General features: G+C 62.8%; 25 protein-coding genes and 1 pseudogene. 4 read left to right on the top strand and 22 right to left on the bottom strand.

Annotation, left to right across the window (positions count from 1 at the left end; genetic code table 11):
- Nucleotides 1-194 precede the first annotated feature (194 nt).
- A complete protein-coding gene (locus AAHM38_RS17950; protein WP_179817658.1) occupies nt 195-524 on the top strand; it encodes a hypothetical protein in 330 nt (109 codons plus the stop codon).
- A 253-nt stretch (nt 525-777) separates the two neighbouring features.
- On the opposite strand, the gene AAHM38_RS17945 is transcribed toward AAHM38_RS17950, so the two are convergent.
- From AAHM38_RS17945 to AAHM38_RS17840, 22 genes are all read right to left on the bottom strand, one after another.
- Nucleotides 778-951: a hypothetical protein gene (locus AAHM38_RS17945; RefSeq protein ID WP_179817657.1), complete on the bottom strand. Its 174-nt coding sequence runs from the start codon at nt 949-951 to the stop codon at nt 778-780.
- Between the two features lie 14 nt (nt 952-965).
- Nucleotides 966-1,364 (bottom strand): hypothetical protein, encoded by a 399-nt coding sequence (locus AAHM38_RS17940; RefSeq protein ID WP_179817656.1) that lies wholly within the window; start codon nt 1,362-1,364, stop codon nt 966-968.
- Nucleotides 1,365-1,373: 9 nt separating this feature from the next.
- Entirely contained in the window at nt 1,374-1,514 is a 141-nt protein-coding gene (locus AAHM38_RS17935) for a hypothetical protein (RefSeq protein WP_154208500.1), read from the bottom strand.
- Nucleotides 1,515-1,516: 2 nt separating this feature from the next.
- The gene (locus AAHM38_RS17930) at nt 1,517-1,930 is read right to left on the bottom strand and encodes a hypothetical protein (RefSeq protein WP_179817655.1); all 414 of its coding nucleotides are present in this window, start codon (nt 1,928-1,930) and stop codon (nt 1,517-1,519) included.
- A complete protein-coding gene (locus AAHM38_RS17925) occupies nt 1,927-2,589 on the bottom strand; it encodes a glycoside hydrolase family 24 protein (RefSeq protein WP_306456157.1) in 663 nt (220 codons plus the stop codon). The genes AAHM38_RS17930 and AAHM38_RS17925 overlap by 4 nt, the downstream gene beginning before the upstream one ends.
- 7 nt (nt 2,590-2,596) lie before the next feature.
- The gene (locus AAHM38_RS17920) at nt 2,597-4,309 is read right to left on the bottom strand and encodes a glycosyl hydrolase family 28-related protein (protein WP_182557742.1); all 1,713 of its coding nucleotides are present in this window, start codon (nt 4,307-4,309) and stop codon (nt 2,597-2,599) included.
- Nucleotides 4,310-4,315: 6 nt separating this feature from the next.
- Nucleotides 4,316-5,431: a hypothetical protein gene (locus tag AAHM38_RS17915; protein ID WP_179817653.1), complete on the bottom strand. Its 1,116-nt coding sequence runs from the start codon at nt 5,429-5,431 to the stop codon at nt 4,316-4,318.
- Between the two features lies 1 nt (nt 5,432).
- Nucleotides 5,433-5,927 (bottom strand): hypothetical protein, encoded by a 495-nt coding sequence (locus AAHM38_RS17910; RefSeq protein ID WP_179817652.1) that lies wholly within the window; start codon nt 5,925-5,927, stop codon nt 5,433-5,435.
- A complete protein-coding gene (locus AAHM38_RS17905) occupies nt 5,924-6,319 on the bottom strand; it encodes a hypothetical protein (RefSeq protein ID WP_179817651.1) in 396 nt (131 codons plus the stop codon). The genes AAHM38_RS17910 and AAHM38_RS17905 overlap by 4 nt, the downstream gene beginning before the upstream one ends.
- Nucleotides 6,298-6,516 carry a hypothetical protein gene (locus AAHM38_RS17900; RefSeq protein ID WP_154208487.1) on the bottom strand — a complete coding sequence of 73 codons (219 nt, stop codon included), beginning with the start codon at nt 6,514-6,516 and terminating at the stop codon, nt 6,298-6,300. The genes AAHM38_RS17905 and AAHM38_RS17900 overlap by 22 nt, the downstream gene beginning before the upstream one ends.
- Nucleotide 6,517: 1 nt before the next feature.
- Nucleotides 6,518-6,913 carry a hypothetical protein gene (locus tag AAHM38_RS17895; RefSeq protein ID WP_154208485.1) on the bottom strand — a complete coding sequence of 132 codons (396 nt, stop codon included), beginning with the start codon at nt 6,911-6,913 and terminating at the stop codon, nt 6,518-6,520.
- Nucleotides 6,914-6,926: 13 nt separating this feature from the next.
- Nucleotides 6,927-7,931 carry a major capsid protein P2 gene (locus tag AAHM38_RS17890; protein WP_179817650.1) on the bottom strand — a complete coding sequence of 335 codons (1,005 nt, stop codon included), beginning with the start codon at nt 7,929-7,931 and terminating at the stop codon, nt 6,927-6,929.
- A gap of 42 nt (nt 7,932-7,973) precedes the next feature.
- A complete protein-coding gene (locus AAHM38_RS17885; protein WP_257019901.1) occupies nt 7,974-8,096 on the bottom strand; it encodes a hypothetical protein in 123 nt (40 codons plus the stop codon).
- A gap of 5 nt (nt 8,097-8,101) precedes the next feature.
- Nucleotides 8,102-8,266: a hypothetical protein gene (locus AAHM38_RS17880; RefSeq protein WP_173004234.1), complete on the bottom strand. Its 165-nt coding sequence runs from the start codon at nt 8,264-8,266 to the stop codon at nt 8,102-8,104.
- 77 nt (nt 8,267-8,343) lie between these two features.
- Nucleotides 8,344-9,039, bottom strand: a complete 696-nt coding sequence (locus AAHM38_RS17875) for a hypothetical protein (protein ID WP_179817649.1) — start codon at nt 9,037-9,039, stop codon at nt 8,344-8,346.
- The gene (locus AAHM38_RS17870; RefSeq protein ID WP_179817648.1) at nt 9,036-9,491 is read right to left on the bottom strand and encodes a hypothetical protein; all 456 of its coding nucleotides are present in this window, start codon (nt 9,489-9,491) and stop codon (nt 9,036-9,038) included. The genes AAHM38_RS17875 and AAHM38_RS17870 overlap by 4 nt, the downstream gene beginning before the upstream one ends.
- Nucleotides 9,491-9,787 (bottom strand): hypothetical protein, encoded by a 297-nt coding sequence (locus AAHM38_RS17865; protein ID WP_179817647.1) that lies wholly within the window; start codon nt 9,785-9,787, stop codon nt 9,491-9,493. The genes AAHM38_RS17870 and AAHM38_RS17865 overlap by 1 nt, the downstream gene beginning before the upstream one ends.
- A gap of 23 nt (nt 9,788-9,810) precedes the next feature.
- The gene (locus AAHM38_RS17860; RefSeq protein WP_179817646.1) at nt 9,811-10,071 is read right to left on the bottom strand and encodes a hypothetical protein; all 261 of its coding nucleotides are present in this window, start codon (nt 10,069-10,071) and stop codon (nt 9,811-9,813) included.
- A gap of 145 nt (nt 10,072-10,216) precedes the next feature.
- Entirely contained in the window at nt 10,217-11,869 is a 1,653-nt protein-coding gene (locus tag AAHM38_RS17855) for a replication endonuclease (RefSeq protein WP_179817645.1), read from the bottom strand.
- A 265-nt stretch (nt 11,870-12,134) separates the two neighbouring features.
- Nucleotides 12,135-12,323: a hypothetical protein gene (locus AAHM38_RS17850; RefSeq protein WP_179817643.1), complete on the bottom strand. Its 189-nt coding sequence runs from the start codon at nt 12,321-12,323 to the stop codon at nt 12,135-12,137.
- A 1-nt stretch (nt 12,324) separates the two neighbouring features.
- Entirely contained in the window at nt 12,325-12,447 is a 123-nt protein-coding gene (locus tag AAHM38_RS17845) for a hypothetical protein (RefSeq protein ID WP_257019900.1), read from the bottom strand.
- Nucleotides 12,444-12,725, bottom strand: a complete 282-nt coding sequence (locus AAHM38_RS17840; RefSeq protein ID WP_179817642.1) for a hypothetical protein — start codon at nt 12,723-12,725, stop codon at nt 12,444-12,446. Before AAHM38_RS17840 ends, AAHM38_RS17845 begins: the two co-directional genes overlap by 4 nt.
- Before the next feature lie 244 nt (nt 12,726-12,969).
- Here AAHM38_RS17840 and AAHM38_RS17835 point away from each other — a divergent pair, with 244 nt between their 5' ends.
- The 3 genes and pseudogenes from AAHM38_RS17835 to AAHM38_RS17825 form a co-directional block, all read left to right on the top strand.
- Nucleotides 12,970-13,326, top strand: a complete 357-nt coding sequence (locus tag AAHM38_RS17835; RefSeq protein ID WP_179817641.1) for a hypothetical protein — start codon at nt 12,970-12,972, stop codon at nt 13,324-13,326.
- Between the two features lie 3 nt (nt 13,327-13,329).
- Nucleotides 13,330-13,656 carry a DUF3693 domain-containing protein gene (locus AAHM38_RS17830; protein WP_179817640.1) on the top strand — a complete coding sequence of 109 codons (327 nt, stop codon included), beginning with the start codon at nt 13,330-13,332 and terminating at the stop codon, nt 13,654-13,656.
- A 160-nt stretch (nt 13,657-13,816) separates the two neighbouring features.
- Nucleotides 13,817-13,939, top strand: a pseudogene (locus AAHM38_RS17825) (DEAD/DEAH box helicase); the annotation flags it as partial.
- Nucleotides 13,940-14,152 lie beyond the last annotated feature (213 nt).

The following is a 14,152-nucleotide window of genomic DNA, read 5'->3' as shown; positions in this document are numbered from 1 at the left end:
TTCACATAATTTGCATTATGTCAAATAGCTTCCGGGTGCGAGAGATTGAGCAGCATCAACGTTTTGCGGTCGATTTACCCCATTTTGCGGATACACGCTGCATAAGTTCGACCGATATAGGAAAGCCGGGTCACAACCGGCAATCCCGCACAGTCGCCCGGCCACCGTGCCGGGCTTTTTTACGGATAAGAAAAATGAAAAGCCACGATCACAAATGGGGGCATTTGAACGAGTTCGAGCGTTACGCGCACGCCCCGGAGGAACCGCTCGCCCGCTACCTGCGCGTACGCGTCGAAACGCTGCGCGCCTGGCGCTCCGGCGCACGGCCTTTGCCATGGTGGGTGCCCGAACTACTGCGCCTGCGGCAGATGGAGTGCGACCAGATGATGCGCGCCGCCGGCTACCGCCGCATGGGCATCGCCCGCGACGGCCAGACCGCCCAGGTCTATCGCTTCGCGCCCATCGTCGCCAGCACGCCAGCAGCGCCGATATCGGCCATTGCCGATGCGCGCATGCGTGCATGAAAAAAGCCCGGCACATGGCCGGGCTTCCCCTTTCCCCACTTCCCCTGCTGTCAGCGCTTCTTGCGCTTGCGAAATTGGCCGTTCGCCTTGCGCGGCGGTGTGCGTCGCTTGGTCACGATTCGCCCTCCTCGATATTGAGTTTCGCCTCAATGCGCGTGAGCCTACGCTCGACGCGCATCACGTACTTGAGCATCGCCCCGGCCACCGTCAGCGATGGTGCGGCGATAGCCAGGAGCGGTGCCCACTCCACGCGTCAGCCCTGGTTGCTGTTGCCGGATTCCGGCAGGAACACGGCCAGCGCCGACAGGATCGAGCCGACGACGGTGGCGGCGGCCTGCACCTTGGTTTGGCTGGCGCCCAGCGCTACCGCGAGGCCACCCAGGCCCGCCCAGGTGGACGGCTCGCGCAGACGTTGCAGAAAGTTCATGGTGTTTTTTCTCCCTACCCCATTGGGGCGTAGCTGTAAGGGTCGGCGGTGCCCTGCTCCATCTGTCCCGCCCACGTTGAAACGGCGTTCGGCAAGTTCGCCAGCGGCGAGCCGTATTCCGTTGTGTATTGGTCCCAGCGCCGCACGTCGCCCTGCGATGGGTGCCCACCGTTGGCCGCGTTTGGCGTCGATACCAAATCTGTGTTCCAGACTCGATCAGCGACAGGCGCGACCGACTCCGAGAGGTAGTTTTCTGCCGCGCCCACCGCGAGGCCCGCGTTCGTCGTCAGGCTATCGAACGCGCTGCCAATCCCACTCACGGCCGCGCCGGCTTGGCGCTTCAAATACCAGACGCCCACGGCGATCACTGCGACGCCGAAGGCCATGCCGTAGAGGTGCCCGCGTTCAAACATGTCCGCGCCTTACTGGATCGTCATCCGTTGATCGCTGGTGTCCGGCACCGTGGTCACGGCCGGGTTGCTGGCTTGCTTCGCCTTGGCGTGCTTCCACAGGTAGTAGGCGATGGCGACGCCGGCCACGATGGCGATGGTTTTTCGATTCATGGTCAGTAACCGTATTGGGTCGGGTCGATGTTCACGGGCGAGCCGAAGGTGTAAGCGCCGTTGTCGCTGCCTAGTTCACCGAGCGTGAAACCGGGCTTTGCGGCCTGCTCCAGCGGCCCATTTCCGATGTCGAAATTGCCCACCGTCAGCGCCGAATCACCCGGCGCGAAGATGCCTTGCACCATGCCGCGCCCCGCAGCGCTTCCGCCCGTCCACAGCGTGTTGCCCAGGTCGCCCAGGTTCGATGCGAGGCTCGACCACGCCGGCAGGCTCGAACGGAAACCGCTGATCGGTCGCGGCGCGCCTGCTGCGCCCTGTGCAGGCGCTGCGGCGACGGTTCGCGGACGCATGAATTGGAATGCAGCGAAGGCGAGGCCCACGAGTGCAATGCCTGTCAATACGTCGTCGTTTTTCATGCGATGGTGCCCCCTGCGTTCTGGTATGCCGCGAGCAGGTTGCCCACAGCGTTTTCATGCTGGCCGTAGCCCGCGCCCGGCAGGCTCGCCCATTCCTTGGCGCACTTGCTGATGGCGCTGGCGATGTTGCCTGCATAGACGTCGGAGAGCGCGCCGCGCTGTCGGATCAGTTCCGCGCATGCTGCGTCCTGCGATGCCGGCGAGAAGTCCGGCAGCGACAGCTTGCGGCGAACGCCATCCCACGTCGGCGCGATGATTTGGTATCGCCCGGCCGCCGTGCTGTAGTTGCCGATGGACGGAATCCACACGCGCTGACGCGGGTGGTCTGCGTAGCTGCTGAAGGTGGCGCCGCCGACGATGATGTTGTAGCCGTCGTCGCCTCGCCCCTTGGTGCCCTCGCTCACGGCAATCATGTCCATGAAGGCGCGCAAATTGTTGTTGGTCATATCGGCCGTGGTCGTGTCGAAAAATGAGAACAGGTCAAACGTGCTGCTGGTGTCGCTGGCCGTGCTATCGGCTCCCGTCGTCGGGTCTATGCTTGGGTCCGAACCCGTATCTGCGTTGGGGTCGGTTGCCGCGCTTGCACTGCTTGCGTAGACCCCGCCCAACGCCGCCGCCGCGGCGGCCAGCATCAGAAACACGACGCTCTTACCCGACATTCGCCCGTCACCCCTTGCTATAGAGCTTGATGCTGAATCCCGCCGAATCGGTCAGCGTGCCGCTTGTGTTTCGCGTTGTGACGTAGAACGACGACGTTGTGTTTTGCGAGTAATTGACCATGGGCGTCGCGCTATCCTGCGACGTCACCTGTACGTCGATGTTGTTGGTGTTGAATGCACCGCCTGCAATCGATACGAGGTACAGCCCTGTCGATGAGTGGGTCACCGACGCGAACGGCGCACTTGAGTACTTTCCGCCCTGGTAACTGATAACTGGGCTTGCTCCGCCCGTGATGAGTGCCGCCGCCATCGGCCGCTCCGGGCTGGGCGGCCACACCAAATCACCGTCGTATGGTTCAAGCGCCGCAAATCCGTAGCTTCGCGCGCTGTCCACAACCATGTTTGTCGCGCCGCCCAGGCGCGCCCCACGCACGGCAATGTTCCCCGTCCATCCGCTCGCCACGTTGAATAGGTTCGTTGTCGGAGCGCCACCATTGACGCCCGCCCCGTTCACCGATGCGCCCGTTGTGAGCAGGAAGCCGTTGGTGACGCCCTCCACGTGCAGACCGTTAAGGATCAGGTTGACTCGGTTGTCAGCCCGCACGCCCGTTACGTTGGTTGGCGACGCGTTGCTGGTGCCGATTGTCGTGCGCTCGAACGTGACGTTCAGCCATCCTTGCGACGACGTGTTGGTGACGAACACGCCCGTCGAATTCGAGCTTGTGTTGTCCGGGAAAATCTCGCAGTCGATGAAGGGCAGCACTGCTGCGCCGCCGTAGCCGATTTCGTAATAGACCCCATAGTTCATGAAGTCTTTGAGCAGCACGTTCCGCAGGCCGCTCTTTTCCTGCCAAGCGTTCGAGTACACGGCATAGGTAATCGCCGCGATCTTGTTGGCGCTGATGCGCAGGTTTTCGATCCGGCTATCGAACATCGGCGACGTGCCGTTGGTCGCCGTAAACATTTGGTTTCCGGACCACGTTCCCGTGTTCGCCTGGATCACGGTGTAACCCGCGCTTACCCCGCGCAGGCTGGTGTAGTTCGGAATGCTGATGCCGGCGGAGATGAGGAACCATCCCCGCCCAATGCTCACTGTCCCGTCTGCAACGCCCGTCCCGCCCGATGCCGTGGCCGCGACGGCCGCGAGTGCTTGGTTAATCGGTATCTGGTTGTCGGTCTTGGTCGCATCACCCTTGGCCCCCCACCATTCCGCCCACACGTGCGTGAGGTTGTACGGCAGCGAAATAAGCGCACCGGAGTTGGCGAGGTTGAAAATTTGATACGAGTTTCCTGCCTGGAAGTTCTGCGAGAAGGTGACGGTCACGCTCGCGTCGGGCTTAATCACTGCGCCCGGATCGAATACGACCGCCGATGCCAGCGTTACGTTGGACGCAATTCGGTACGTTCCCTTTGTCAGGCGCAGCGTCTGACCCGCCGTTGCTGCTGCTGCATCGCACGTGGCAATCGCAGCCTTGTCGTCGGTGGTGCCGTTTGCCGCTGCCCCGCAATCTAGCGCGCTGACGTTCTCGTCCAGCTTGCTTTGTATGGTGCGCGCGGTGTTTCCGATGCTCGCTTGATAGGCGACCCCGCGCGCGCCCACGTTGGGTGCGTCCACGAGGCGACCGCCCAGGCCCGAAACCATGTTCGATGCCAGAGCGCCCGACATGAAGGCGCCACACAGCAGCCCTGCCAGCGCTCGATTGAAGGTGTTTTTGCTCATGGCTTTTTACGCAACGGTTTGGATGTTGGCCGTCGTGCTGCTGTCCGATACGGCATACCACGCAGCTTGCGGCGCGTCTGTCTCGTTCCACACGTCGCCCACTTGCAGAACGACAGCCGCGTTTGCAAAGGTGGTCGCTGCTGCCGCTGTAATGGCGAGTTTTCCCGGCCCAACATTTCGCACGCGCAGCCCCTTGCGTGACGCGTTTGCCGCGATCAACGCTGCACCCACGCCCGTCACGGCTACCGGGTTGACATCGGTCGGCGCGCTCGCGGGTGGCTGCACTTGCACGGGAATTGCGGGCTGACTCGGGTCGATACCGACCGTCACCAGAGACACGTCCGGCGCCGAAGAAGCAATAGATACGATGCTCGCCGACCCGCTGCCCACAATTGCCGTCGACAGGCGAGCGCGCACCTGCGGATAGCCCGCCACCGGCAGTTGCCAGGAGTGCAGGCTTGCGCCGACCAGCGAAAACACCGTGTCGGTCAGATAGCTGTCGGTGCGCGGCGCCTTGAGCGGGATCCAGTTGATACCGTCATACACCTCGAACGCGATGGCGCCGGCCGTAATCGTGCCCGTGGGCGCGATGGTTAAAATCACCGTATCGAAGCCCTGCGTGTTGACGGTTTGCGCCGTGTTGAGCGCAGTGCCTGAGTTCCACGTCGCGCTTACCGGCGCGGTGTATGCATCGATCACCGGCACCGGGTTGGCGTTGGTGTTGTTGATGCCCACGTTGCTGGCGGTCAGCGTCGCGCCCGCCACGTTGACCGTTCCATCGACCGACACATGCAGCGCGCTAGGGCCGTTGACCACGGGCACGCCCGGGTTACTCACCGTCACAGACTGCTGCGTGATTTGGATATCGATATCGCCGTCGCTGACGATGAATTCGAGGTTCGTGTCGACCGTGGCCGTGATGACTACGCCATCGAATCCGAGCACCGGCCGCGCTTTCAGTCCGGCCCCCACGTCCTTTAGCTGGTACATGGTGGCGCCGTTCTGCATGAAATCGACCTCGACGCTGTTGCCCTGGTCGCTGCTTTGGATGATGAAGGTGTTCCCGCGATACGCGAGCGTGGTCGCTACCCCGGCTTTGAAGAGTTTTTTGTATGTCTGCATGTCAGGCGGCCTTCTTGAGGATTGGACCCAGCGCCACGAGCCCAACGACGACGAGCGCGCCGATGACGACGACGCGCTGGTTTCCCGTCTTGCTGTCCTGGTATGCGGCCGCAACCTGATCGCTCGCATTCTTGTACGCGTCGGCCATCGCCTGTTGCGATCCTTGGAGCGTCGACAGCGCTCCCGAGAGTGCCAATTCGGCGGTGTGCTGCGAGGCGCTTTGCGATGCGGTTGCCATCGACGTCACGTCGGTGAGCGCATCGTGTGCCAGCCCGAACGACGCTTGCGTCGCGCCGTGGTCGACCAACTGCGTGTTGATCGTCACCGACCCTCCACCGGATGCAGAGCCGGCCACAGATCCGTTGTCCGCGTAGATTTTCTGGTCGATGTTTTGGTTGGTGGTGTTCGCCTGGCTGGACGAATCGCCGCCGAAGTTGCATGGCGTGGGCGGCAAGCCCATCGCCATCAACTGAATCTGTGCCCGCGTGCGGATCATTGAAGCACCTTGCGCATGATGACGCCGTTACCGGCACGACCCGCCGGCACATAGCCGTGCGCGCCCGCCTTGCGCATCAGGCCCGGCCGGCGCGTCAGGAACGCCACCGATGCAAAGCCCTCCGCCTGTTGTTCGATCACGGCCAGCCCGGCGCGCGTCAGGTCGAAACCCGCGCGCCCTGCCGCCGCCAAGATGAAAAGTTCGTCGCCCTTGGGCTGCACCGCCCACGCGAACACCGTCCGCCCTTCCTGCTCCATCACGAAGCAATGGCCTGCTCGCGCAAGCGCTTCGGCCGTTTCCTCGGTGGCAGCGTGGCGCTCCGCCAGCGCGAGCAGAGGCAGAGCCTCCGCCGCGCCGACGTGCCGGACGCTTACTTGCGCAGCGCCAGCCATACGATGGCCCCGACTGCAACGAGCAACATCAGGTTGTTGTGCGCACCCGATGCGCCCGCGCTGCTGGTGATTGCCAGCGCTTGCGACGCTGGCGAGCCGCCCACGACGAAGGCGCCGGTGCTGAAACCGGACGCCATCCCGCCGTAGGCGCCCGATGGGCCGCCACCCCCAGCAGAAAAGGAGAGAGGTGGAAACATGTCAGCCCTTCACCGCTTTGAGCACGATGTAAATCAGCCCGCCGAACACGAGCAGATTTGACAACCGCGCTTGGTTGAAGGACACGAGCGGCCCCTGCCCAATCGGGTAGGTGCGCCCGTTGGCGCCCACGTAATAGCCACCCGGTGCGCCGGCCCATTGGTGATTGATGGAATCCAGCGCAACAGCGGCGCCCAGGGCGTCGCTCAGTGCTTGATTCCAGTTCAACCCGGACCCGCCCGCATCGAATTGCGATGCCGTAGTTGCCACCTGGGAGGTAGGCGACGGCGTTGCCCCGACCGCGAATTGATAATCGCCGCCCGGCGCGTTTCCGCCGGTCAGCGAGTCATCAACTCCGACGTTCAGGTCCGAGCCGCCGCTGTAGTCAAAGAGGCCCATGGTGGCGCCTCCCTTACTTGCGGTTCACCGGGTCGACGATCCGGTTGTAGACAGTCAGGTTGACCGGGCCGCCGCTGGTGGTCAGCTTCAGATACGTGTTTTTGCCGGCCACCGTGTTGAGCAGCTTGGCGCGCAGACCTTGCAGGAAGTAGTCCAGCACGGTCATGTTGGCCTGCTGCACGCGCAGATATTGCGACTGCACGAGCGCCAAATCGGCCGGCGTTGCTTCCGTGATGATGACGCCGTTGTTGCGCAGTTCGATGGCCGAAATTGCGCCCGATGCCGGCGACTGGTAGGCCCACGTCACGGTGCCGTCAGTGATTGCGCCACCCGTTCCGTTCGGACCGGAGCCGGTGGACGCCGACGTGCCGGCCACGGTCGCCTTGTACAGGTTGCCGTTGGCATTCACCAGCGCGCCGACCGCATAGGCCGTGGACGTTGCCCACGTTGCACCCGCGTTCGACTGCATCAGGAAAATGTCTTTGACCAGCGCGCCGTTGTTGCCGGTCGGCAGCGGCATGTACTGATCGCCCGCAGCCGGGAACGCGTATGCCGCTTTCTGCTGCTTGAGGATGTACGGATTGCCCGAAGGCTCCGACACCTGGGCGCGCGCAATGGCGCCGATGCCGCCAGGCGCCGATGCGTTGATGCTGAATTCCAGCGTCAGCATCTGGAACAGGTTCGACGGCAGGCACGTGAGCAGGATTTCCGCTGCCTGACTGGTCGGCCCCTTCGGCGTGCCGGCGCTCTTGGCGCCGCGCATCGTAAAGTCCAACACGATCTGGTTGGTCGCGTTGGAAATGCCTTCGTACAGGTTGTGCGCCAGCAGATCGGCGCCGGTCGTTTCGTAGACCGGTTTGCCGTCGATCTTGAGCACGATGCGGTCCATGTGCGTGATGAGCAGGCCGCCGCTCAACTGGATGTAGAACGCTTCGTACGTCGGGCCGAGAGCCGGCTTCATGACGGCCACTTGGCCCGCGACGATGTTCTGAAAGTCAATGACGCGCTCGATACGCATGTCGTTTCCTTGGTGGTTACGGGAGTGCTGCGAGAGCGCGGCTTACTGGCCGCCGGGCAGATACGTGCCGATCACCGGCACCTGCATCACGTTCTTTTGAACGAACGAGCAGATTGCGTAGACGGCCAGCACTGCGAGAGCGCCGTGGATGTGCTTCTTGTCCATGGTGGTTAATTCCCCTGAGACGGTTGAGTGAGCGCCCAGATGGAGTTTCCATCGACAAGCGCTTTGAACCTGGGCACCTTGGAAATGATCCACGCGGCCACCAGCACGCCGACAGTCGTCGCGATGACTTCCTGCGCTAGGCGTTGTTTGGTCGGTAGGTATTCGCTCATGCCACTAGGCTCTTGGTTGGTGAGCCTTCAATGTGGGCGAGCGTCAAGGAAAACAGCAACGCCTGGAAAACGCCGCGTTATGCTGCTTTTTCCAGGCGCGCGGCAGGCGCCGCAGGCTGTTTTTTTGTGGTTTTTTTCAACGGGTCTTGCAAAACAACCACACCGCGTTCGACTTTGTTGGTGTCGACGTAGCGGTGCAGGTAGTGGCCGAGCGGTAGGCCGATGATCTCTTTCCAGTCGCAGAAAAGCACGTCCGCCATGGCGACGGCATCACGCTTCGACCCGACGCCGTAGCTCCGGATTTCGCTGCAATTTCCCAGAAAATCCTTGTCGACCTGGGCCGGTCGTTGCGATGTTCCAATGAGGAACATCCCGCCGTGCCGCCCTGCCGTCGACAGGTTTTTCCAGGGTATCGGCGCCCACGATGCCATGGTCACGCGCGATAACTCCTCGACGATCACCATCCACCCGTCCAACTCCCAGGCGACGCGACAGAAACGGTCGAATTGCACCTTGATGACCTTGGGGTCAAGGCTTGGCTGCATGACGATGCGTTTCTGCCCTGCCTTGAGCGCCGCCACCAGTTCGGCCACGCTCGACACGCGCACGCCGCCGATGACCTGGGCGTATTGGTCGGTTGCTTCGAGCGGCGACCACACCAGAATTCCCTTGCGCCACTTGCGGCAGAACGCTTTGACGAACGTCCCCTTACCCGAGCCCGAACGTCCGATGACGCCCATGATTCGGCATTTGTTTGCCGTACTGCGCGTCATGCCGCCACCGGCTGTGCCAGCGTCACGTCTGGCTGCTCGCTGGGCGGCACCGGCTTCGCCATGACTGCCGGCGCGCCCTTGGACGCCTCGCGTTCGTTGATGGTCTGCACGACCTTGACGGTGCCGAACGCAAGCGGGAACGCGGCCACGGCGAGCCCGATGAGCGGGTGTGACAGCAGGTTGCCCGCCCCACCCCACCCGTAGACCTCATCGCAGCGCGCCAGCGCGTCGCCCAGGTTGTCCATGCGCTCGCGCGTCCAGACCGGTTTGGCTTCCGGCAGCGCCGACGTGACGATATCGCCGGCCGCGCGCACGGCTTGCCGCCACCCCTCCGCGTTTTCCTGCTGCTGTTGCGCTTCCTGCGCCTGCTGCGCGGCCGTCGCCTGGGCGGCCGCGTCAGCGCTTTCCGCTACCTCTTCGGCAGCGATTCCATCCAATACGGTCGTGTCCATCAGAGCCCCATGAAGATGCTGCGTTTTTTCGGCGTTTCGCTAGGTTTTTCAGGCGTCACGGCTGGGGCTGGCGGGGCTGCACTTTCCGGCGTTTTCCCGGGATTTGCAGCCGCGTCATCCTCATCCACGTGGCGCTCGATTGATTCCAAAAAACGACGGTTTTTTGTCGGCTTGGTTTGCCGAACGTGAGCCCCGCACGGCCCGCACCGGTAATAGGCCATGCCGGCCCGGTCGGTGTAGACCTGCACGGGGTCACCGCACTGCTGACAGGCGCACTGCCCGACATAGGTAGCCATGACCCCCCCTCCCTCGTTCTGGTTTAGGACTGCGCGCCGTTGGCGCTTGCGTTGTCGGCCGGCGGCGTGGCGGGCGTGCCCGACACGAGCGGCAGGCCCGGCAGCAGGTCTGTCGCGGCGCGGACGGCCGTCGATTCCAGTTCGATCAGCCGCTTTTCCAGCGCGGCAATAGCCGCTTTCGACTCGTTCACGAACGCCACAAATTCGTTGTGCACGGCGTTGTTGCTGGTGATGCGCTCGACCAGCGCTTCGCCTGCGGCTTCCAGTTTTTCGAGAATGCTCATGACTCTTTCCTTTCGATTGCCCGGCAAATATCGATGAGCAACACCCCTAGCCGGAATAGGAGCGGTGCGAGGCCCGCGCCCATCCCGAGGGGGAGCGCTTTTGCCGCTTTCGTTGCGTCGGTGGTCCACTCTTCGACGCGTTTTTCTAAGTCCATCCTGCTGCCTTTTCGTATTGTGAAATCCAAGCAGTGTCGATTTCACATGGTGGAATCGCAGCGGCCACCCGCTGCGTACAGTTATTGACACGAGTCCAAGCGCCGTGCGCTGCGCGCCCGGCGTGACGGCTCACGACCGTCCAGGCGTGGCGCACGGACTGCACGAACCAATGCACCAGACGGCGCTTGTTCGGCACGATCCCATCGCGGTAGGTCTCCCACCCTGCGCACTCCACGCCCACCACTCGCGGCGCTGCCTGCTCGCCGTAGCGCGTTGTTTCGCCGGTTTCTTCGCGGGTGAGATGGATAGCCAGATCGGCACGCTTGACCAGCACGCCGCCCTGCGCACTCACGTAGGCAGCGAACGAAGCAGACTTGACCTCGCCGGTTTCGACGTTGGCCGTGCGGTTCACTGCTGCGTGCGCCTTGACGAGAAAATCCGGCGCGCCCTTCGGCAGTTCGGGCACGCGGCGCAACTCGCGCCACACGCCAATGGGCGGCCCGCCGACCTGCTGAAACTGGCGAATGCGCCATGTCGCCGCCCAGGCGTCCACGCGGCGCGATGCCGTCATGCAGTCGTTTCCGTACAGGTCTTTCTCTACTCGGTAGCCGTCGATGTTTTTGGACACATATTTCGCGATGTATCCAGCGGCACTACCCCGGGACCAGTCGATGGACACAAAACGGCAGCGATGCTCGGCCGCGCCAGCTTCAGTGCCACTGTCGCGCAATGCGTACTCACGAAAGCCTTTGCGCACCATGCCTTGCTTGCCCGGTTCACAGAACACCAGCAGGTGCCAGTGAGGGGTTCCGTCATGGTTTGGCTCTGCGATTCGGAAGCCATAGAGCTTGATTCCCCTGCGGTCCAGCCACGCGCGCAGCTTGGCCCACATGTCCGACAGGTAGGCGCGCGCCTCGCCCGGCGTTGTGCCGTCGTATTTGCGATTCGGGATCACCTTGCCGTGCTTGGTCTTGGTGAACTTGTGCATGCGACTCGGGCACGTGACCGTGATGAATTCTCCGGCATGGCCCAGGTCTCGCGCGATGACTTCAAAGCCGGCAATGCGCGTCATCAACTCTGCGCGGCGGATGGCCTTGTCGGCCACGCCCTTTGCCGCCAGTTCGGCCAGCGTGGCGCGGTAGCCCTCTTCGTTCTCCGCTTCCACCGATTCCAGCAGGTCGGCGTTTCGCTTCACCTGCTGCGCCCGGCGGTTGAGACTTTCCTCGCTCACGTACAGGTCACGCGCCGCGTTCACGTAGCCCAGGCCGATTGCGGCGCCCTCAAACTGGCGCGCGTGCAGGCGGCGCAGCTTGCCGCGCCACCACAGTTCGCACGTCATGCGCGCCACGGCCGGCGCGTCGTCGCATTTCTTGCCGGGTGGCTCGATACCGTAGTCGGTGCAGATGCGCGTGAGCGCCGCGCGGCGCTCCGCCTCTTCCGGGAATGCCTGCCCCAAGTCCTGGCACATGGCCGCGACCTGGGCCGCGCGCTCGCGCAGGTCCACATCGTTCGCGTCCAGCGGCAGGCGCACCGCGTCCATGCGCTCGATTGCGTCCAGCAGCGCCGCATTGCCCTCGCGCCGCTTCTCGGCCGGCACATCGTCCGACGCATCGCCGCCGCGCGTGTTGCGCCACGACTTCAAGAAGCGGGAACGCCACCGGGGCGGAAGGCCTGCAACTAGGCCGTCCGCCCAGGTGGCGTCCGAGGAAAGGCGCTGCAATGGCATCAGCGCGCCGGATTGATTCGCGGCTTGTGCCGCTTGAGGATCGCCAGCACGTTGGCGATTGCCGCGTCGGCCATAGCCTGCGACATTTCATTCGGTGCCGGCGGCCTGGGGATCGATGCAGGCAGGTGCGCCGCTGCAGCGCCGTCACGCGTGCTGCCCGGTCTGTATCCTCTCGCCATGGTCAGACCCTCTCCATTTCGTCGCCGAACAGCCACATGTTCAAGTTCGAGCTTGCAACGAGGTACACCCACCCGCCGACTGTCGCCCGCACTTCCTTGACCGTGCACGTGGTGTAGCCGAATGACTTGACCAGCACCGTGTCCCCTACCGCGAAAATCGCGTTGCTATGGTCGAATCCCAGGTCATCCATGTCAGGCCCCCAGGAAGTGAAAAAACCGCTCCACCAGAACGGCGAGCGAGCGACGGCGGCGGTAGTACGGGCCATCGATCGTGAAACCGCCCAGGGCGGTTGCGTGGATGCCTGGGCGCTTCATTCTTCGCACCCCTTGTTGAAGTCCGCTTCGATCTGCGCGCGCAGCATGGCGGCCGGGTTTCCGTCGTTCTGCATGGCAACCATGAAGATCACCGCTTTCCGGTGCGCCTCTTCCTCGCTTCCGAAGAATTCCTGCTTATCTTCGGGATGGTCAAACCAGAACTGGGCGAACGTTTTGTGCCCTGTTACGTTCCAGTAGCCAGCGATGAACATCACGCCCATCCCATCGACGTAATTCGTAAAGCGCTGCGCCGCAACCTTGGAAATTTGTAACGTCATGTGACTCCCCTTTCGTTCCTACCCCTTGGAAGGAAAGCCCCTTTTGAGGGGCAGACAGCGCAACCGGCTAGCGGATCAGGCCAGCACCGGCGGGGTAGAGTCCGGTCGGTTGCGCGTCTGGGGAGGAATGTAGTCAACCAGTCGGGGACTGTCAACCGGCAAGGAACGTTCCCTTACAAGTTCCGTTGCTCGTCCCGCAACGGTTGACTATGCTTCGCCTTGGGTAGATTTCTGGGGTAAGTCAATGCGCCGCATGCTTTCGGCCGCACTTCTTGTGCTGCCGTCTCTCGCTCTCGCCGGCACGACAGCGCAGTACCGTTCTTCGGTTGTGATTTACGACACCAACACCGACAAAACCCAATATCTCAATTGCGATATTAATTTCGGTGTTTCTGGTGTTTCGGCCAAGACGGCGCGCTATGTGTTGGATTGCCCTGACCATCCCCAGGTGACCCTGACCGTAGGCCCCAGGCCGTTTGCGGTCTTCTATCACAATGGGTCGAATCTGAACTTCCCTATGACCGTTTTAAAGGCTGACGAGAATTGGGTTCGCTTCAGTTTCGGCAACTTCATTGTGAAGTTTTATCCGCCAAAGGAGTAAGGCATGAAAACCACTCTCGATTTTCTTGAGGCCGTGAGCCGCAAACTCGGTGGCGCGTCTGACTACGCCATCGCGAAGGAACTGCAAATCTCGCGGTCTGCGATCAGCAAGTACCGCCATGGGCAGGCAGGCTTTGATGACGAAACTGCGCTGAAGGTCGCTCGCCTGCTCGATATCGACCCTGCCGCCGTTGCGACGGCCGCGCACGCGGAGCGCACCAAGAACCCGGAGGTTCGCCAAATGTGGGCATCTTTGGCGGAGCGGTTCGCGGTAAATTTTGATCCGCGCCGCAAGCAAATCCGGGTAGGTCGGAGCGTTGCTCTAGCCTAGCCTGCGGCGCTTTCCCCGGAAGCTTTTTGCATTATGTTAAATAAAAGACACAAGCAAAAACCAGAGCTGCGGCACGCAGTGGGAGCTGTCCGACGTCGTCATCAAGGATGAGGGCCAAGGGCCGCTGTTCCGCTGTGCGCTATGCGGCGCGCGCAACTATATTCAGGCCGCAAGCCTGCCGATCGCCCTTGCCGGCCACGATCTGATCGCGCAGGCAAAAACGGGCAGCGGCAAAACCGCTACGTTTGCGCTGGCCCTGCTCGCACGGCTCGACGCGCTGCGCAAGCTCAAAGCCGGCACGATGAAGGGCGAGAAGGTCAGGGTTCGGCTGATGGACGAATGACGCCGGTACGCGGCCGCAGCGTTTGACGACGCAGATGGCACGTCGAAGCACGGCAGCGTCGCTCGGCACCCCGGCACATCCCTGAGCCTCAGTGCGTGTCGGCAGCGGGCTCAATCCCCTTCTCTTCTCAAAAAAAAGCGCGGCGATATCGCC

Origin of the sequence: Ralstonia sp. OTU4908 (genome assembly GCF_038440115.1) — a bacterium.
In the GTDB taxonomy this organism is placed as follows: Bacteria; Pseudomonadota; Gammaproteobacteria; order Burkholderiales; family Burkholderiaceae; genus Ralstonia; species Ralstonia pickettii.
This window is presented reverse-complemented; position numbering and strand designations above follow the sequence as displayed.